The following is a 17,980-nucleotide window of genomic DNA, read 5'->3' as shown; positions in this document are numbered from 1 at the left end:
TCCTTTCACATAATTCTCTTAATATCCTCCCAATATCTGCTTTTAACTTTTTATAAATCACCTGTCTGCGATATTTAGGTGCAAAAACAATATGATATTTGCATCTCCATTTGGAATGTGATAAACTTCTTATGTCATTCATTGACAAAACCTCCTGCTTCTATAATTTTGGTTGCCAGACCATTTTCATTATAACGCAGGAGGTTTCTTTCTTATACTAAAGTATTTTTACCTACCCCCAGTTGAACTGGGGGTTTTGTCATACCTGTTCGGCGTACAAAAAACTGACCGCCTAACCTGCAAGTTAGACGGTCACAAACCTATTTTCAGGACAGACCGCCTCGGGAAAAGCGGCAATCCTTTTTCTTATGGTTATTTTATCACGATTTTACCCATTCCGCAAGATTTCTTTTCCTTACAGTCCCGGTACCCGCAGCTGGTAGTCCGTCACATAAATTCCTTCCACATCTTCATTTTCCAGCAGCTTACGCATTTCCGCCGGCGTGCCGTAATACAGGAATCCATAAGTTTTTACACCGTTTTCCGTCACATATTCCTGCACCATCTGACAAGTGCTGCCATGGTTGTTAGACTGATTCAGCCTTGCGTAAAAATCCCCATGGTCGACGCTGTACTGAAGCAGGGCAAGGAAATGTTTCTCCCAGGCCTCTGACAAAGGCACATCCTCATGCATAGACAATTCATAAAAAGGATAGGCTTCATCCACATGATCCCAAATATATCCACTGCTATCGGCATCAAATCCCATCAAAGGCAAAAGCTGCCGATCCTCTGTAGAAGTCCGCACACCGACCCAGCCCAGATATCCTTCCTGCTGTGCCGCAAAGTTTTCCAGCTCCTCCATGGTCCAATCTTTCCCTAAGGAAACATAGGCTTCCATTTGCATATATTCCGGCAAGTCTGCCAGCGCCGCTTTTGCCTCTGCACTCTCAGTCATCACACTGTTTCCAAACTCTGCTGTTCCTCGAGAAAACGCATTGATAACACTATATTGATACACATTAGATTTCAGCTGGATTTTCCCCCGAGTAACAGTGCCATCCTCCCAGAGGTATTCCCCTGAAGACCATTCTCGCTGCTGTACCTGCAAGTCATATTGTCCCCATCCTTTCTCTGTAATCATGACAGACTCCATCTGCACTTCCGGCATGGTCAGTTCTGCCAAAACTGCCAGATGACAGCTGATATCATAAGAATACTGCTGAAAATCCCGCTCCGTTGGGTCATACCAAATAACCTTACTGATGACAGGCTGGAAGGCCGTCAGCGCCCCCATGACCACGCAGGCAATGACCACGGCAATGGCAATGATGCGTCGTCCCCGTTTTTTCATGGAGCGGTCGATTTTTTGCAGTTCCTCCTGCTGACCAGCCAAATCTTCCCCTTCCATGTCCACATCCTGTTCCAGCAGATATTCCGTCAGGGCATTGTATTTTTCCAGTTCCGCCTCCACCTGTTTCCGTTCCTCCGGCGTAGCGGTTTGGTTTTTGTATTTCTCCAAAAGTTTCCGAAATGTCATGGCTTTTCACCTCCTAATTTCTGTTTCAGTCTGGCTCTGGCACGGAACAGCGCCGTTTTCACTGCCGTTTCCGAAATGCCTCGTAGTCCTGCCATCTGCCGGATGGACAGTCCCCCGAAATAATGCCAGATTAAAAGCTCCCGGTCTGCCGGGGAAAGGCGGTTCATAGCCGTATAAAGCCGCCGGTTTTCTTCTTTTTGCAGCACACCGGAAAGGGCATCCTCGGGCACAGGGATTTCCTCGGGCATTTCTCCCCCCTGGTGCTTCTGTTTCCGCAACGTATCCAGCCAGAGATTCCTGCACACCCGCAAGAGCCACCAGAAAAAACCTTCCGGGCAGCCTTCCACCGTCAGGAAAGCCTTCTCAAATCCCTCGCTGACGATATCCTCCGCCGTTTCCCTGTCCCGGCACAAAGAGAGGACATACAGATACGCTTTCTGGTGATATTTTTCGTACAATTCCCGCAATACGTCAGATTCCATAGCCCCCTCCTTTCCTGCCCTTTTACTTCAAAAACGATTTCATCGCCAAAAGGTTACACTTTTTTCAGTATACCAAAACAGGCGGATTTTGTACGATTTTTTGAGAAAAAAGCCCTTCCACGGATTTCCTTTTTTGTCCGCCTGTGGTATACTTTTGTCATATCTGAAAGGAGGCAACTACTTATGAAATTTCAATATTATATCCCTTCCCGCGTGCTGTTCGGCAGCGGTCAGCTGGACAGACTCCATAAACAGAACCTGCCCGGCAAAAAAGCCCTCATCGTCATTTCCTGCGGTACTTCCGTACGGAAATACGGCTATCTGGCACGTCTGGAAGAACAGCTGGACAAGGCAGGCGTGGCTCATGTGGTTTTCGACAAAATCCAGCCCAACCCCACAGAACACCATGTTATGGAAGGCGCAGCCCTGGCAAAAGCAGAAGGCTGTGACTTCGTCATTGGTCTGGGCGGCGGCTCCATCATCGACTCCGCAAAAGCCATTGCCGTTATGGCAACAAACGAAGGTCAGTTCTGGGACTATGTTTCCGGCGGTACCGGCGGCGGCAAAGCTGTTCCCGTAACCCCTCTGCCCATCGTTGCCATCACCACCACAGCTGGTACAGGCACAGAAGCAGACCCTTGGGCTGTTATCACCAATCCCGAAGGCGAAAAAATCGGTTTCGGTTATGACGGCACATTCCCCGTACTGTCCATCGTTGACCCTGACCTGATGATGAGCGTACCGGAAAAACTGACAGCTTATCAGGGATTTGACGCTCTGTTCCACAGCACCGAAGGCTACATCAACCGCTACACCAACCCCATCAACGACCTTTATGCTCTCAAAGCCATCGAACTGATCGGCAAGAGCCTTGCCAAAGCAGTGAATAACGGCAGTGACAAGGAAGCAAGAGAAGATGTGGCGCTGGCTAACACCCTTTCCGGCATGAGCGAAAGCATCGGCGGATGTACTTCCGAACACGCCATGGAACATCCTCTCAGCGGCAAAAATCCCAAACTGGAACATGGCGCTGGTCTGATCATGCTTTGTGAAGCATACTACGCCTACTGGGCGGAACGTGGTGTTATTGATGACCGCATGATTGCCATGGCAAAAGCATTGGGCAAAACAGACGCAACAAAACCTATGGATTTCGTAGATGCTCTTCACGATCTGAAAGTTGCCTGCCATGTGGACGACCTGAAAATGTCCGATTACGGCATCAAAGAAGAAGATCTGGAAATGTATACCAAAATGGCTTATGACACCATGGGCGGTCTGTTTAAAGTAGACCCTGCGGACATGCCTTTTGAAGACTGTCTGGCAATTTATAAGAAAGCATATCGGTAAAAAAATAACTGCTCGGAAAGCAAGTTCCCCTTAAGAAAACATTGTTTTCTCTTTCCAGCCTTCTTAAGGGGAACTGCGACGGCTGTCTTCAGAAGAAAACACTTCTGATGAAAATTTAGGTAAAAATAAGAAGGCTGGAGTCCTTTCCATTGCAAAGATTCCAGCCTTCTTCGTTTTCTGATGAAGCAGCCCCTAACCCCCGGGCAGTTTTTGCATTCAGGAGGGATACCATGAGAAAAAGAACCATCTTCCTGCTGATACTGGCAGTGGTTTTGGCTTGCGTCCTGTTTTTCTGCCGTTTTTACTTTCTAGGCACCAGCAGTGACCCCGTCAACGCCAAAACAAACGCAGATTTTCAGATTCCCGATTTTCACAGCCAGACGGACAAAGACGAGGATGGGCTAGACGACCAGACAGACCTTTTGCAGGGGGCACGGACCTACATTGCCACCCAGCCCCGCTACAAAAGCAAGTACTACGAAACGGGCTATCCCGACGACGGCTATGGTGTCTGCACGGACGTCATTGCCAACGCCATGTTATCCGCAGGCTATGACCTGAAAGAACTGGTGGCGGAGGACATTGCTGCCTATCCAGAGGAATATGACATTGAGGAACCCGACCCTAACATTGACTTCCGCCGTGTCCGCAACTTGAACGTATACTTTTCCCACACCGCCATCCCTCTGACAACGGACATTTCCCAAATCGACCAATGGCAGGGCGGCGACATTGTCATATTTTCCAACCACATCGGCATGGTGTCCGACCAGCGCAATGACAAGGGGATTCCCTATGTCATCCACCATAACGACCCTTTTCAGTCCGCTTATGAACAGGATATTCTGGAAAAACGCCATGACATTGTGGGGCATTACCGCATCAGTCCATAAAAAAAGCATTTCCCTAAGGAAATGCTTTTTTTATTTCAATAGCTTCTGCAATGCCTTCACATCCAGCAGATTCACCGTTTCAAATTTTCCTTTGTAAAACACTGCCCAGTTCTGGAACACACAAGGCAGATGTTTTGCCTTTTCCAAAGTATCCACTTCCACAAAGTCTGCTTGAATCTGGTTTTCATCGCAATATTCCCGCAGTTTCTCCACAGTCTGGCAGACAAAAGGACACTGCATGTCATAATAGATGGTCAAATCCTGACTTTCCATTTTCTCCGCCTTTGCCTGCGCCCCAAAATGGGGATAGGTACCGTCAAAGGAAAGCGCCAGCAGTTCATAGCCGCTTTCTGTGGTATCCACAGGCACAAAGCCATACTTCTTGGCAAAATCTTGGTCGGAAAGCCAAGCTTTCTGCTTCTTTGCCCCTAACATGCAAATGCCGGATTTTCCTTTTGCCTTGGCGTCATGGATGGCATATTCCAGCAGTTCTTTGGCATAGCCTTTGCCGCGATATTCTCCCAGCACCCACAGACAATAGAGATACAGATAATTCTCCCCTTCCACAGGCACCCATGCCTTCTCCAAAGGAGCATATTCTATAAATACCGTTCCTTTCACATCCAATTTCCGAAACACATGCCCCTCTTTCAGCCGTTCTGCCAGCCATTTTCGTTTCGCTTCCACGCCGGGATGCTTTGTTTTGGTGCGGATGATACAGCAAAGATGCTCTGTTTCCAGATTGTCCGCTGTGAGATTCACAAAATCAGTCATCGCTTCTCCCTCCTACAAAAAAAACAGGCTCTTTTAGGGGCATCTTCATAAGAAAACAAAGAAAGCCAAAATCCTTATGATTACAAAGGATTTTGACTTTCTTATTTTATGAAGATTTTATTTGTTATGTTTTCTTATGAAGACAGCCGTTGCAATTCCCCTTAAAAAAACAAGGAAAAGGAAAATCAATGTTTTCTTAAGGGGAAGTTGCTTTTAGAGCCTGTTTTCATTTTTAAATTATACTGCCGCTACTTTTGCGCCAATATCTGCTTCCAGAGCGTCGATTTTCGCCTGCGCATCTGCCAGGGAATCGCCTTTTACGCCGATATAGAATTTCAGTTTGGGTTCTGTGCCGGAAGGACGTACACAAATCCAAGAACCGTCTGCCAGTGTGTAGTAAACAACGTCGGAAACAGGCAGAGGGCTTGTGGTTTCTTCCCCTGTTTTCAGATTTTTGAATACCTGTGTCTTATAGTCTTTTGCCCATTCCACAGCAACGCCTGCGAAATCTGCGGGAGTTTCTGCACGGAAGGAAGCCATGATTTTCTGGATTTTTTCTACGCCGTCCAGACCTTTCATGGTCAGGGATTTTACACCTTCACGATAGTAGCCGTATTTTTCATACAGTGCCATGAGGCCATCATACAGTGTCATGCCCTGTTTCTTGTAGTAAGCTGCCATTTCGCAGATGAGCAGTGTTGCCACAACGGCGTCTTTATCTCTGGCATATGTGCCTGCCAGACAGCCGTAGCTTTCTTCAAAACCGAAAATATAAGAATGGCTGCCGGTTTCTTCAAAGCCTTTGATCTTTTCACCGATGAATTTGAAGCCTGTCAGCACGTCCATCAGTTCCACGCCGTAAGCTTCGCACATGGGGCGGATCATTTCTGTACTTACGATGGTTTTGATGACTGCGCCGTTTGCGGGCAGTGTGCCTTTTGTTTTCTTCTGGGACAGGATGTATTCTGTCAGCAGTGCGCCGGTCATATTGCCTGTGAGCACTACATATTCGCCTTTGTCATTGCGAACCATTGCGCCTACACGGTCACAGTCAGGGTCAGTGCCCACGATGATGTCCGCGCCTTTTTCTTCTGCCAGTTTCTGTGCCAGCACGAATACCTTCGGGTCTTCGGGGTTGGGATAGCCAACAGTTGTGAAATCGGAGTCGGGCATTTCCTGTTCTTTTACCACATATACCTGATGGAAGCCTGCTTTTTCCAGTGCTCTGCGAACAGGCAGGTTACCGGAGCCGTGGATAGGTGTGTAAACGATTTTCAGATCGTCTGCCATTTCTTCGATGATTTCGGGTGCCTGACGCTGTGCCAGTACGTTTGCGTCAAAAGCATTGTCCACATCTTCGGAAATATACTGGAACAGACCTTTTGCCTGTGCTTCGTCCATTGCCATTTCTTTGATTTCGCCGAAGCTTGCCACAGCGTTTACTTCTGCGATGATGTCTTTATCTCTGGGTGCAACAACCTGTGCGCCGTCTGCCCAGTAAACTTTGTACCCGTTGTATTCGGGGGGGTTATGGCTGGCTGTGATAACGATACCAGCTGTGCAGCCCAGTTCCCGTACAGCAAAGCTCAGCATGGGTGTGGGACGCAGAGAAGGGTATACATAAGCACGAATGCCGTTGCCTGCCAGTACCAGACCAGCGATCTGGGCAAATTCAGGGGACATATGACGGGAGTCATAAGCGATGGCTACGCCTTTGTCCTGTGTGCCTTCTTTCAGGATGTAGTTTGCCAGACCCTGTGTGGCACGACCTACGGTGTAACGGTTCAAACGGTTGCTGCCTGCCCCAATGATTCCGCGCAGACCGCCTGTACCAAATTCCAGGTCTTTGTAAAAACGTTCTTTGATTTCCTTTTCGTCTGCGGCAATTTTCCGCAAATCTTCTTTTGTTGCTTCGTCAATGGCGGGGTCTGCCAGCCACTGATGGTATCTTTCCATGTGATCCAATTTGATTCCTCCCTTTGTTCTTTGTCTTTGTTTGTCTATGCTGTATCCTCTCCTGCTGCGGCAGTTTTCGGCATGGTCTGCCGCAAAAAAGAGGGTTTAACCTAATGTTGCGGAAATGTGCACCACACTGCTCTGAATCTGGACAGTCTGGTGATAAGAAGTGAAGCCGTCTTTGAATACTTCCACTTCATAAGTGCCATAAGGCAGTGTCACCTGCAAAGGCGCGGTGCCTCTTTCCTCGCCGTTGATGAACACATTGGCGTCTGCTTCGTTGCAGTTAATGACCACCGTTGCCAGCTGTTCTTCTCTCTCCAGCTGGGCATTCACGCTGACGGCATCCTGATTCAGTGTCACAGTCTGACTCCATTCTTTATAGCCATTTTTCAGGATTACCACATCGTATTCCCCAAAGGGCAGTACGGAAGGCTGACTGCTGTCTACCAGTGCGCCGTTGATGTAAAGCTTATAATCGGAAACATTGGCATTGACTGCCAGTACGCCCATTTTCTGCTGGGCTTTGGACAGGTCGTAAACCGTCGTTTCTCCTGCCTGCACCAGTACGCTGTCTGTGCGGCTTTCGATATTATCCCCTTTGATGGTGATGGAATGGGTGCCTTCTTTCACAGCGATTTTTTCCACATCGCTGAGGGGCACAGGTTCTTCCTCATCCAATGTAAAGGTGCCGTTTTTGATGTTCTGGGCATTTTCCACGGTGATATACCCGTGATATTCCAGTACTTTTACAGACCATACCACATCGCCGATGCCGCTGATTTCCAGCACGTCACAGCTTTCGATATCCTCGGGGCGGATTTCCTCCTCGTCGTAGTAGAAAATGGTCTTTTTGTCATAGGCAAAAGAGCGGTCTTCCCCCACAAGTTCCTTGGCGGAAGTATCAGCCTTTAGCCCGGTGATTTCTTCTTTCTTGATGCTGTCGTCATAAGAAATGGTCACGGCAAATTCGCCGTCCTGATCCATCTGTATCATAAGCAGATCGCCCATCTGTATGATGTCCGGCTGTATCTGTACCTCGTCTTCGTTATAGACCACCGTTTCCGGCGTCAGGTTCACGGTTTTCTGCTTTGCCGCGTTGATGTCATAGACCAGCAGTTCTTCCTCATCCAGCACTTCTGTCACCAGCATGGGTGCGGCTTCTGTTGCCTTATCCAGCGGATTGGAGAAAAACACCATTTTCACGATGCCAAAGCAGATGCCCAGCACCACAAGGGCAGCAATGGTGATCAGCCCAATGGTCTTTTTGTTCCAGAAAGGCTCGTCCTCCTCATCGTCCTCGTCTTTGGGCGGCATAGGTGGCTGTCCTCCGTCATAGACAGGCTGTTTTCTGGGTTCTCTTGTGACGAATGTCACAGGTTCCTCCGCCGGCTGTATGGGCAGAGGATCTTCAAATTTTTCTGATTCAAAGGCGTTGAGGAACTCGTCCTTGTCCCCCAAGTCGTCCTCGTCTGTCTGATTCTGTTCCAGTTCTTTTACTTTTTCGTTTATATGATCCAACCGTATGGTGGTGTCGAATTCTTTATTGTCATTTTCAAAATGATAGTCCTTCATACCGTTTCTCCTCCTTCGGGGAATGATTTGCAGACTGTCTTAGTCTCATTTTATACGTTTCTTCCCGAAGTTGCAAGAGAAATTCAGGGCGCAAAGCTAGGGGTTTCTTCATAAGAAAAGAAAGCAGGCTGAAATTTTTCTGATTTTCTGATTTTCAGACATATTTTCTCCTGAAAACGGCTTGCTTCACGCCCTTTTTCCAATATTTTTCAAAAAAGCCTTTCCAATGCCTGAGAAAGGTCGCCCATGTGGCTTTCTTCCGCCGCCGCATCTGCCAGACGCTCCTCCATGGCAGGAGAAACACAGACTCTCCGGCGGTTATAGGACTCATGCACCAGACGCAGAAATTTTTCTGGAAAGGCTGTCAAAGGCACCAAAAGCTTCCGTTCCTCCTCTGCCATGGACCGCTCCCCTTCGTAAGCCGCCAGCACTTCTTCCAGTTTTTCCCGTTCCTCGGGCACTTTCCGCCAGAACCGCCGCAGATACGCCGCCAAATCCACGGCAAAAATGTCTCCGGTACATTGTTCAAAGCCGCCGACCCACAGACTGCCGTCCTCTTTTCGGCACAGATTGCTGCCTTTGAACTGGTTGTGGCAAAAAGCGCCTGCCCGCTTCTGCCCATGGGCAATGCCACCATAGCCGCCATCTTCCAAGGTCTTCAGGGCTTCCTGTGCACGAGGCGCAAAGGTGCTGTAATGGCGCATGACCAGCAAATCCAAGGGGGAATACTTCCCCTGCCGTTCCATGTGTCTGCGGATCTTCACAAATTCCCGATACCGCCGCTGCCACAAAACTGGACGTTCCTCCTGCCCTTCCTGAGATGGAAAGCCTGCCGCAGCCCGATGCATCTGTCCCATGAGGGCTGCCCCAGCTACAAAATCCCCTGCCTGATCCTCCTCCAGACCTTTGGTGGGCATGGGATTTTCCAGCAGATAAAGATTGCCGTCCCAAGCAAAAAAAGGCTGTCCGTCCTGTGCTGTATAAAAAAGAGAAAGGGCAGAAAAGCCGTTGCGGTAGAGGCAGGTTTTCACCTCATGGGCAAAAAGCAGGTCTTCCCGGCGGCTCCGTGCCTTCTTCAGTTCTCTCAGTCCCACATCTGTTTTACAGATAAGCCCCGTGCGGGTACGGGTACCGCCGTAATACTTCAGACCGTAGCCCTCCCACAAGATTTTCCCGTATGTATCCTCCATAAAATCCTTCCCCCAATCCTTCTTCCCAAAAAAATTTCTCTGTATCAGTTTATGGCGGGAAGAGGGAAAATATGAAAGGAATGGGAAAGGGGGAAACACCATGGGCAACCTCGGTACTTTTCAGGTGCTTTCCTGTGCGGCTGTCGCCCTCCTTCTCTCACGCCTTTTACCTGTAAGCCTTGTACAATCTCGGCTCTTTTTAAGGGCTTTCCCGTTTGGCTGACGCCCCCTTCTCTTACGTCTTTTACCTGTAAGCCTTGCACAACCTCGGCTCTTTTTAAGGGCTTTCCCGTTTGGCTGACACCCCCTTCTCTTACGTCTCTTACCTGTAAGCCTTGCACAACCTCGGCATTGAAAATGCTTCGGTTGCGGGCTGACGCCCTATGCATCTCATGAAAAAAGCCGCGGGACCATATAAATATGCTCCCTCCTTCTCTCGCGTGTCTTACCTGTAACCCATGTACAACCTCAGCACTCTTCGAGTACTTCGGTTGTAGGCTGACGCTCACTTCTCTGACACCTCTTACCTGTAAGCCATGCACAACCTCAGCACTCTTCGAGTACTTCGGTTGTGGGCTGACGCTCACTTCTCTGACACCTCTTACCTGTAAGCCTTGCACAACCTCAGCACTCTTCGAGTACTTCGGTTGTGGGCTGACGCCCTATGCATCTCATGAAAAAAGCCGCGGGAGAATATAAATATTCTCCCTCCTTCTCTCGCGTGTCTTACCTGTAACCCATGTACAACCTCAGCACTCTTCGAGTACTTCGGTTGTGGGCTGACGCCCTATGCATCTCATGAAAAAAGCCGCGGGAGAATATAAATATTCTCCCTCCTTCTCTCGCGTGTCTTACCTGTAACCCATGTACAACCTCAGCACTCTTCGAGTACTTCGGTTGTAGGCTGACACCCTATGGCTGCCAACAAAACAGGGCTGGAAATGCAAGCACTTCCAGCCCTGTTTTCTTACCAGCCGCATGGCTTACAGGTAAGCAAAAAAACAGCGCCCCCCGACGCGAAGTCGAAAAACGCTGCCTTTTATGAATGATGCGCCCTCAGGGACTCGAACCCTGGACCCACTGATTAAGAGTCAGTTGCTCTACCAACTGAGCTAAGGGCGCATATGTTATTTTGATTGCGTAAAATATAATATCACGCTGCCGGGGGCATGTCAACTCTTTTTTCCCGAAAATCCCAAAAAAATTTTTGATTTTCCCTTAGAATATGATATACTGTAACGGCAAAACAGAATTTTTACAACCGGAATGAGGTTTTTACATGACAAAACAAATCACACTGCCGGAGGACGTGAACGCCCTTCTGCAAACCCTCAACGACGGCGGTTACGAAGCCTACATTGTCGGCGGCTGTGTGCGGGATTCCATTCTTGGGCGCATCCCCCAGGACTGGGACATCACCACATCTGCTCTGCCGGAGCAGACAAAGGCGTTATTTTCCCACACCTTTGACACAGGCATCCAGCACGGCACCATCACCGTTGTTCTGAACAAAACCAATTACGAAATCACCACCTACCGCATTGACGGGGACTATGCCGACGGCAGACATCCCGACGAGGTTTCTTTTACTTCCAATCTGGAGGAAGACCTTTTGCGGCGGGACTTCACCATGAACGCCATTGCCTACCACCCTGCCGAAGGGTTCCGCGACCCTTTCGGCGGACAGGAGGACATCAGCCGTTCTCTCATCCGCGGTGTGGGCGAGCCTGCCAAGCGATTCCAGGAAGATGCTCTGCGGATGCTGCGCTGTGTCCGTTTTGCGGCACAGCTGGGCTTTCAGGTGGACGATGCCACTTACACCGCATTGCAGGAAAACGCCGCACTCATTGAAAAAATCAGTGTAGAACGCATCCACGAGGAGCTGGACAAACTTTGGAAATCTCCATTTCCTGAAAAGCTGTCCCTGTTGCTCTCAAGCGGTCTTTTGCCCCACATTGACGGTTTACTGGACAAACGTCTGACGGCATTGGGCGAAACACTGGTTCCCCAGCTGAAAGCCGCGCCCGTTTCTGCCCCTCTGCGGTGGACGCTGGTGCTGCAATCTTTCATGGAAGCCGAGGCAAAGACTTTCTGCAAAAAACTGAAATTTGACAACGCCACAGCCAAGCAGATTCAAACCTATCTGCGGCACTTATCCCAGCCCATCCCCCAGACACCTTACGAAGTGCGGAAGTTAGCAGGGATTCTGGGCATGGAACTGACGGAAAACCTGTTCATTTTACAGGAAATCTTACAGGACAAAGCCGCTGTAGCCACAGCAAGGGAAATCCTCGCAAAAGTCCTTGCGGATGGGGACTGTCTGAATCTGAAAATGCTGGAAATGGACGGCAAAGCCTTGATGGACGCAGGCATCCCTGCCGGAAAAGCCGTAGGGGAAACCCTTGGGCTGCTGCTGGAGGACGTCCTCCATGAACCGGAACACAACAAAAGAGAATATTTGCTGGAAAAAGCGCTGAAGCTCCAGCAGAAATAAGGAGGAAATCAATCATGGAATACTTTACATTATATAACGGTGTGAAAATCCCCAAAGTGGGCTTTGGCACTTATAAAGTCATCGACCAATCTGCACAGGGCATTGTGGAAACAGCCCTTTCCGTTGGCTATCGCCATCTGGATACTGCCCGCATGTACATGAACGAAAAAGAAGTAGGCGCAGGCATTGCCGCTTCCGGCGTTGCCAGAAAAGACATTTTTCTGACCACAAAGGTATGGCGTGACGACCTGTCCTATGACGACACCATGGCAAGCGTGGAAAATTCCCTGAAAGACTTGGGAACAGACTATCTGGATCTTTGTCTGCTCCACTGGCCTATGCCCGAAACAGACCGTGAAAAATGGCAGGAAAAAGACCTGTCCGCATGGCGTGCATTGGAAAAGCTTTACAAAGAAAATGTTATCCGTGCCATCGGTGTCAGCAACTTCCTGCCTCACCATCTGATGCCCCTCATGAAAGAAGCGGAAGTTACACCCATGGTAAACCAGCTGGAATACCATCCCGGATATTGTCAGGCACATGCTGTCCATTATTCTCAGCAGCAGGGACTTCTGGTGGAAGCATGGAGCCCTCTGGGTCGTACCCGTGTGCTGGAAGATGCGCTGGTGCTGGAACTGGCAGAAAAATACGGCAAAACACCTGCACAGATTTGTCTGCGTTTTGCCCTGGACAATCATGTATTGCCTCTGCCTAAATCCAGCTCCGCGGAACGTATGAAAGCAAATCTGGATATTTTCGATTTCACCATTTCTCCTGAGGACATGTCCCGTCTGATGTGCATGCCCCAGACAGGATGGGGCGGACATCATCCCGACACATTCTAAAAAACAAAAACAGCCGGAATCCTTCAATATGTAGGGATTCCGGCTGTTTTTTATCATTCTATCGTTGTTTGAGAAAGAGGTTCCTTCTTTTTCTTTGCTTCATGCCCCCGATGGCAAAGGATGAAGATCATAAACAGTACCGACGAAAAATCAGGTGCCGCAAGAAAGAGGAAAAAGCCATCTAATCCATTGCGGATGACCAGCGCCACAATGAATACCACCAGATTGATGGCTGCCATCTTCCAATCACAAATCTGGGTGAAGATATACAGCACCAGAAAATACACTGCAATCAATCCAAATGCCGCATACGCCCATTTGGGGTCGTATGTGCGTGCACGTATGAGATTGCAGTAATTCAGCAGATTGGTAAACATCAGGGCATACACCATACAAATGATGTCTGCCACTTTTTTCCGATGAATGTAAATCGTCAACATACAAATCCTCCCCTTTCCCCCGAAACAGCACTTTATTTTTGTTCGTAAATGTCAAAAGAGAATTTCACGCCATTTTCTTCCTGCACTTCCCCTTTTTCTGTCAATGTCCATTCCGGTTTTTCATCCAGATTGGGGAAATAGGTATCCGCAGGAAATTTGTCATAGATTTTGGTGATGTATGCTTTTTTGCACTGAGGCAGAAGCTGCTCATAAATGCTGCCGCCGCCGATAACAAAAATATCATCATCCTCGTAATCCGCCAGCACTGCAGGCAGTTCTTCCAGACTATGGCAAAGGGTCACCCCTTCTGCTTCATAAGCCTTGTTTGCTGTCAGCACAATATGGGTGCGTTTGGGCAAAGGCTTTTTGCCGGGGAAAGATTCCAGTGTCTTTCTGCCCAGCACCAGCACATGACCCATGGTCACCGCACGGAAATTTTTCATATCTGCGGAAATGCGGCACAACAGTTCATTGTCCTTGCCGATGCCCCAGTTTTCGTCTACTGCTACAATGAGATTCATGGGTTTTCCTCCTTAAATGGCAATGGGCACTTTGCCGATGGGTTTGCCGTGTTCGTAGTCTTCCACGATAAAGTCATCTACAGTGAAATCATAGAAATTCTTGATTTCGGGATTCAAACGCACCTTGGGTGCGGGGAATGTTTCCCGTTCAATGAGTTCTTTGATGATAGGTACATGACGGTCGTAAATATGCATGTCGCTAATGACGTGTACCAGTTCGCCGGGCTCCAGTCCGCTGACCTGTGCAAACATCATCAGCAGTGCGGAATACTGCACCACATTCCAGTTGTTTGCTGCCAATGTATCCTGAGAACGCTGGTTCAAAATGGCGTTCAGTTTATTGCCTGTTACATTGAAAGTCATGCTGTAAGCGCAAGGTTCCAGTCCCATTTCTGTCAGGTCTGCAAAGTTGTAGATGTTTGTCATGATACGGCGGGACGCAGGAGCGTTTTTCAGCTGCCACAGCACGTTGTCCACCTGGTCCATTTCCCCATGTTTGAATTTGTATTTCACACCCAGCTGGTAGCCATAAGCCTTACCGATGGAGCCTGTTTCGTCTGCCCAGGAATCCCAGATTTTGCTGTTCAGGTCGTGGATGTTGTTGGATTTTTTCTGCCAGATCCACAGGATTTCATCAATGGCTGCTTTCCAGTTGGTGGCGCGCAGTGTCAGCAAAGGAAATTCCTTGCTCAGATCATAGCGGTTCACCACGCCAAAGGTCTTGATGGTATAAGCGGGTGTGCCGTCTTCCCAGTGGGGGCGCACCTTTTCATTTTCTGTAGAAAAGCCATGCTCTAAAATCTGTTTGCAATTCTGTATGAAAATATCGTCTGCTCTGCTCAATGTTTCTTTCCTCCTAAACAATCACTCATTACATTTCTCTCTTTTATGATACCCTATCTTTCTGCCGCCGTCAACCCAATTTTCCCAACGCCTCTTGGTCACAGCAGAAAAAAATGCGCAAAAAAAACGCAAAAAAACAGACAACGCCACGGACATTGTCTGTTTTTTTATTTCATTGTCTGTTTTTACTTTTCTTCTTCTTCCACCTGACGGTGTTTTACAGGCAGACCGTTCTGCAGGTGATGCAGATCGTTTTCTTCGCTGTACATTTCATTGATCTTGTAAAGCAGTGTCATCAGACTGTCTGTCAAATGCACGTTTTCCACCAGCACATCATCGGGAACCTGCAAATCCACATGGCTGAAGTTCCACATGCCCTTTACGCCCCATTTTGCCAAATCATGGGCAACCTTAACAGCCTGTGAACGAGGCAGTGTCAAAATGGCAACGTCTACGCGATTGTTTTTCACATATTCCTCCATTTTGTCCACGTCATAAACCTCCACGCCACGGATGGTCATGCCAACCAGACGAGGATTGATGTCAAAAACTGCTTTGATGACGAAACCGCGTTTTTCAAAATTTGTATAATTGACCAACGCCTGACCGATATTACCGCCGCCAATAACGATCATATTGTACATACGATCCAATCCCAGTATCTTTTTGATTTCATTGTAAAGATATTCTACATTATAGCCGTATCCCTGCTGACCGAAGCCGCCGAAATTGTTCAAATCCTGGCGAATCTGAGAGGCTGTAATATTCATCTTTGCACTGAGCTCTTTGGAAGAAATTCTGGTGATGTCGCTTTCCAGCAAATCGCCCAAATACCGATAATATCTGGGTAATCTGTTTATTACCGCCGGTGAAATCTTTTTTTCACTATCCATATTATCCAAATCCTCTCCTACTCAATTTGATTTCAGTATAGCACGCCTGTTATTTTATTGTCAACAATAACTCTTTTATTCCGCCCTTTTTTCTGGTATCATAATTGTGGACAACCCAAGGGTTACGGAGGAATAAAACATGATACTTGCAGTCAATCACATAGAAAAATCCTATGGCATCGACACCATATTGGAAAACATCACATTTCATATAGAAGAAAGAGAAAAAACCGCAATCGTAGGCGTTAACGGCGCCGGCAAGACCACCCTGTTCCGCATTTTGACGGGGGAAATCTCCGCTGACGGCGGCGATGTTTTCCTGAAAAAAGAAACCACCATGGGCTACATGGCACAGAACCAACAAATAGAAAGCAGCCGCACAATTTATGAAGAAATGCTATCGGTCTTTGAAAAAATTTTAACGGCCGAGGTCCGTCTTCGTGAAATAGAAAACGAAATGACACACCTGTCAGGAAAAGAGTTGTCTGACATGATGGAGGATTACGCGTCTTTACAGCACGAATTTGAACAAAACGACGGTTACAGCTACAAAAGCCGTCTGAAAGGTGTACTGAAAGGTCTGGGCTTTGGGGAGGATGAATTTGACCGCCCCCTGTCCCAGCTTTCCGGCGGACAGAAAACCCGTGTGTATCTGGGCAAACTGCTGTTATCCAAGCCGGATTTGCTGCTGCTGGACGAACCTACCAACCATCTGGACATTGCTTCCATTGAATGGCTGGAAGATTTCCTGAAAACATACGACGGCTCTGTCCTCATCATTTCCCATGACCGTTATTTCCTGGATAAAATCGTCACCAAAGTCGTGGAAATCGAAAACAGAAAATCCACTGTATACAACGGCAACTACACCGCATACATGAACCAGAAAGCCATCAATCGGGACATCCAGCAGAAGGCTTACGAAAACCAGCAGCGGGAACTGAAACGTCAGGAAGAAGTCATCCGCACACTGAAGGCATTCAATCGGGAAAAATCCATCAAGCGTGCAGAAAGCCGGGAAAAACAGCTGGAAAAAACCGAGCGTATCGATCGCCCTGACAGCCTGCCTTCCCATATGCGCCTGACATTGACACCCCGCATCATCAGCGGCAGTGACGTACTCCATGCGGAAGAACTGTCCAAGTCCTACGGCGGACAGCGTATTTTCCGCCATGTGAATCTGGATATCAAGCGTGGGGAAACCGTTGCCATCATCGGTCCCAACGGCGTGGGCAAATCCACACTGTTTAAAATGCTTCTGGGCGAAGTGCCTTCTGACAGCGGGCTTATGCGGTTCGGCACCAATGTTCATGTGGGTTATTATGACCAGGAACAGCAGAAATTAGACAGCAACAAGACCATTTTCGATGAAATTTCCGATACTTACCCCACTTTGACGGCAGGGGAAATCCGCAATATGCTGGCAGCCTTTGTCTTTACGGAAGATGACGTGTTCAAACAGGTTTCTTCCCTCAGCGGCGGCGAAAAAGGTCGCGTTTCTCTGGCAAAAATCATGCTTTCCAAAGCAAACCTGCTGATGCTGGACGAACCTACCAACCATCTGGATATGTTCTCCAAAGAAGTGCTGGAGGACGCTCTGAACCGCTATGAAGGCACCGTGGTATACATCTCCCACGACCGTTATTTCATCAATAAGACTGCCCAGATCATACTGGAGCTTTCCCCCGAAGGCATCACTCGCTATGAGGGCAATTACGATTATTATATGGAGAAAAAAGCAGAACGGGCAAGAAAAGAAGCCCTGCTTGCGGCAGAACAGCCTGTAAAAGGCGCAGCTCCCGCTCCTGTCCAGACCATGACCGACACCAAGAGCGATTGGCTGAAACAGAAAGAACAGCAGGCAGCAGAGCGGAAACTGGCGGCAAAGATTGCCAAAGTAGAAAAAGCCATTGAGGAAACAGAAGCAGCCATTGCCAAAGCCGATGAGGATATGGCAGCGGCAAGCTCCGACTACGCCAAAGCCCAGGAAATCTTCGAGGAAAAGACAAAACTGGAAGAAAAACTGGAAGAGCTTTATGAAGAATGGGAAGGGCTCCACGCATAAAAAAAGAGCCTTTCGGAAAAGACTCAAAAAATCAAGACATAAAAAAAGAACACGTAGGGTTCTTATGGAATCCTTGTTGGAATTTACTTCCGACGAGGGAAAAGTCGAAGTTTCAAGGC

17 protein-coding genes and 1 tRNA gene are annotated in these 17,980 nt (G+C 48.3%); 6 read left to right on the top strand and 12 right to left on the bottom strand.

Features of this window, described 5'->3' with window-relative positions; all coding sequences use genetic code 11:
• From BUB35_RS13375 to BUB35_RS13365, 3 genes are all read right to left on the bottom strand, one after another.
• A partial coding sequence (locus tag BUB35_RS13375) for a transposase (protein WP_200777612.1) occupies positions 1–142 on the bottom strand: 142 nt, incomplete at its 3' end.
• Between the two features lie 273 nt (positions 143–415).
• Positions 416–1,540: an anti-sigma factor C-terminal domain-containing protein gene (locus tag BUB35_RS13370; RefSeq protein WP_072852537.1), complete on the bottom strand. Its 1,125-nt coding sequence runs from the start codon at positions 1,538–1,540 to the stop codon at positions 416–418.
• Positions 1,537–2,022, bottom strand: a complete 486-nt coding sequence (locus BUB35_RS13365) for an RNA polymerase sigma factor (protein WP_072852535.1) — start codon at positions 2,020–2,022, stop codon at positions 1,537–1,539. The genes BUB35_RS13370 and BUB35_RS13365 overlap by 4 nt, the downstream gene beginning before the upstream one ends.
• A gap of 183 nt (positions 2,023–2,205) precedes the next feature.
• On the opposite strand from BUB35_RS13365, the gene BUB35_RS13360 reads away from it, so the two are divergent.
• On the top strand, positions 2,206–3,372 hold the full coding sequence (locus tag BUB35_RS13360) for an iron-containing alcohol dehydrogenase (protein ID WP_072852533.1): 1,167 nt from the start codon (positions 2,206–2,208) through the stop codon (positions 3,370–3,372).
• A 230-nt stretch (positions 3,373–3,602) separates the two neighbouring features.
• The gene (locus BUB35_RS13355; RefSeq protein WP_072852531.1) at positions 3,603–4,265 is read left to right on the top strand and encodes a DUF1287 domain-containing protein; all 663 of its coding nucleotides are present in this window, start codon (positions 3,603–3,605) and stop codon (positions 4,263–4,265) included.
• Positions 4,266–4,295: 30 nt separating this feature from the next.
• On the opposite strand, the gene BUB35_RS13350 is transcribed toward BUB35_RS13355, so the two are convergent.
• The 4 genes from BUB35_RS13350 to BUB35_RS13335 all read right to left on the bottom strand — a co-directional run bounded on the left by BUB35_RS13350 (position 4,296) and on the right by BUB35_RS13335 (position 9,760).
• Entirely contained in the window at positions 4,296–5,039 is a 744-nt protein-coding gene (locus BUB35_RS13350) for an N-acetyltransferase (protein ID WP_072852529.1), read from the bottom strand.
• 237 nt (positions 5,040–5,276) lie between these two features.
• On the bottom strand, positions 5,277–6,995 hold the full coding sequence (locus BUB35_RS13345) for a phospho-sugar mutase (RefSeq protein WP_200777613.1): 1,719 nt from the start codon (positions 6,993–6,995) through the stop codon (positions 5,277–5,279).
• A 105-nt stretch (positions 6,996–7,100) separates the two neighbouring features.
• Positions 7,101–8,570 carry a PEGA domain-containing protein gene (locus tag BUB35_RS13340; RefSeq protein ID WP_072852516.1) on the bottom strand — a complete coding sequence of 490 codons (1,470 nt, stop codon included), beginning with the start codon at positions 8,568–8,570 and terminating at the stop codon, positions 7,101–7,103.
• A 209-nt stretch (positions 8,571–8,779) separates the two neighbouring features.
• A complete protein-coding gene (locus tag BUB35_RS13335) occupies positions 8,780–9,760 on the bottom strand; it encodes a protein kinase family protein (protein ID WP_072852514.1) in 981 nt (326 codons plus the stop codon).
• Between the two features lie 914 nt (positions 9,761–10,674).
• Between BUB35_RS13335 and BUB35_RS19800 the strand changes: the two genes are divergently transcribed.
• On the top strand, positions 10,675–10,809 hold the full coding sequence (locus BUB35_RS19800) for a hypothetical protein (protein WP_276326391.1): 135 nt from the start codon (positions 10,675–10,677) through the stop codon (positions 10,807–10,809).
• Here the strand turns inward: BUB35_RS19800 and BUB35_RS13325 are convergent.
• Positions 10,810–10,882: transfer RNA gene (locus tag BUB35_RS13325), tRNA-Lys, on the bottom strand. It lies immediately after the preceding gene.
• 157 nt (positions 10,883–11,039) lie between these two features.
• Here BUB35_RS13325 and BUB35_RS13320 point away from each other — a divergent pair.
• Positions 11,040–12,254: a CCA tRNA nucleotidyltransferase gene (locus tag BUB35_RS13320; protein ID WP_072852510.1), complete on the top strand. Its 1,215-nt coding sequence runs from the start codon at positions 11,040–11,042 to the stop codon at positions 12,252–12,254.
• Between the two features lie 14 nt (positions 12,255–12,268).
• Complete coding sequence (locus BUB35_RS13315) at positions 12,269–13,099, top strand: aldo/keto reductase (protein ID WP_072852508.1); 831 nt, start codon at positions 12,269–12,271, stop codon at positions 13,097–13,099.
• 53 nt (positions 13,100–13,152) lie between these two features.
• Here BUB35_RS13315 and BUB35_RS13310 read toward each other — a convergent pair whose 3' ends face one another.
• The 4 genes from BUB35_RS13310 to BUB35_RS13295 all read right to left on the bottom strand — a co-directional run bounded on the left by BUB35_RS13310 (position 13,153) and on the right by BUB35_RS13295 (position 15,796).
• Complete coding sequence (locus BUB35_RS13310; RefSeq protein WP_072852506.1) at positions 13,153–13,539, bottom strand: hypothetical protein; 387 nt, start codon at positions 13,537–13,539, stop codon at positions 13,153–13,155.
• A 32-nt stretch (positions 13,540–13,571) separates the two neighbouring features.
• Positions 13,572–14,060 (bottom strand): dihydrofolate reductase, encoded by a 489-nt coding sequence (locus tag BUB35_RS13305; RefSeq protein WP_072852505.1) that lies wholly within the window; start codon positions 14,058–14,060, stop codon positions 13,572–13,574.
• A gap of 12 nt (positions 14,061–14,072) precedes the next feature.
• On the bottom strand, positions 14,073–14,903 hold the full coding sequence (gene thyA / locus BUB35_RS13300; protein WP_072852503.1) for a thymidylate synthase: 831 nt from the start codon (positions 14,901–14,903) through the stop codon (positions 14,073–14,075).
• Positions 14,904–15,088: 185 nt separating this feature from the next.
• Positions 15,089–15,796 (bottom strand): redox-sensing transcriptional repressor Rex, encoded by a 708-nt coding sequence (locus BUB35_RS13295; RefSeq protein ID WP_072852501.1) that lies wholly within the window; start codon positions 15,794–15,796, stop codon positions 15,089–15,091.
• A 139-nt stretch (positions 15,797–15,935) separates the two neighbouring features.
• On the opposite strand from BUB35_RS13295, the gene BUB35_RS13290 reads away from it, so the two are divergent.
• Positions 15,936–17,861, top strand: coding sequence for an ATP-binding cassette domain-containing protein (locus tag BUB35_RS13290; protein ID WP_072852499.1), 1,926 nt, complete (start codon positions 15,936–15,938; stop codon positions 17,859–17,861).
• Positions 17,862–17,980 lie beyond the last annotated feature (119 nt).

It is taken from the genome of Anaerotignum lactatifermentans DSM 14214, from assembly GCF_900142265.1.
In the GTDB taxonomy this organism is placed as follows: domain Bacteria; phylum Bacillota; class Clostridia; order Lachnospirales; family Anaerotignaceae; genus Anaerotignum; species Anaerotignum lactatifermentans.
The sequence above is the reverse complement of the archived record's forward strand: the minus strand, read 5'-3'. Positions and strand labels throughout refer to the sequence as shown.

Bases quoted from the DNA above. Each gene is read 5' to 3' on its own strand.
- BUB35_RS13370 (WP_072852537.1), bottom strand. From the start codon at position 1,540: ATGACATTTCGGAAACTTTTGGAGAAATACAAAAACCAAACCGCTACG.
- BUB35_RS13365 (WP_072852535.1), bottom strand. From the start codon at position 2,022: ATGGAATCTGACGTATTGCGGGAATTGTACGAAAAATATCACCAGAAA.
- BUB35_RS13360 (WP_072852533.1), top strand. From the start codon at position 2,206: ATGAAATTTCAATATTATATCCCTTCCCGCGTGCTGTTCGGCAGCGGT.
- BUB35_RS13355 (WP_072852531.1), top strand. From the start codon at position 3,603: ATGAGAAAAAGAACCATCTTCCTGCTGATACTGGCAGTGGTTTTGGCT.
- BUB35_RS13350 (WP_072852529.1), bottom strand. From the start codon at position 5,039: ATGACTGATTTTGTGAATCTCACAGCGGACAATCTGGAAACAGAGCAT.
- BUB35_RS13345 (WP_200777613.1), bottom strand. From the start codon at position 6,995: ATGGAAAGATACCATCAGTGGCTGGCAGACCCCGCCATTGACGAAGCA.
- BUB35_RS13340 (WP_072852516.1), bottom strand. From the start codon at position 8,570: ATGAAGGACTATCATTTTGAAAATGACAATAAAGAATTCGACACCACC.
- BUB35_RS13335 (WP_072852514.1), bottom strand. From the start codon at position 9,760: ATGGAGGATACATACGGGAAAATCTTGTGGGAGGGCTACGGTCTGAAG.
- BUB35_RS19800 (WP_276326391.1), top strand. From the start codon at position 10,675: ATGGCTGCCAACAAAACAGGGCTGGAAATGCAAGCACTTCCAGCCCTG.
- BUB35_RS13320 (WP_072852510.1), top strand. From the start codon at position 11,040: ATGACAAAACAAATCACACTGCCGGAGGACGTGAACGCCCTTCTGCAA.
- BUB35_RS13315 (WP_072852508.1), top strand. From the start codon at position 12,269: ATGGAATACTTTACATTATATAACGGTGTGAAAATCCCCAAAGTGGGC.
- BUB35_RS13310 (WP_072852506.1), bottom strand. From the start codon at position 13,539: ATGTTGACGATTTACATTCATCGGAAAAAAGTGGCAGACATCATTTGT.
- BUB35_RS13305 (WP_072852505.1), bottom strand. From the start codon at position 14,060: ATGAATCTCATTGTAGCAGTAGACGAAAACTGGGGCATCGGCAAGGAC.
- BUB35_RS13295 (WP_072852501.1), bottom strand. From the start codon at position 15,796: ATGGATAGTGAAAAAAAGATTTCACCGGCGGTAATAAACAGATTACCC.
- BUB35_RS13290 (WP_072852499.1), top strand. From the start codon at position 15,936: ATGATACTTGCAGTCAATCACATAGAAAAATCCTATGGCATCGACACC.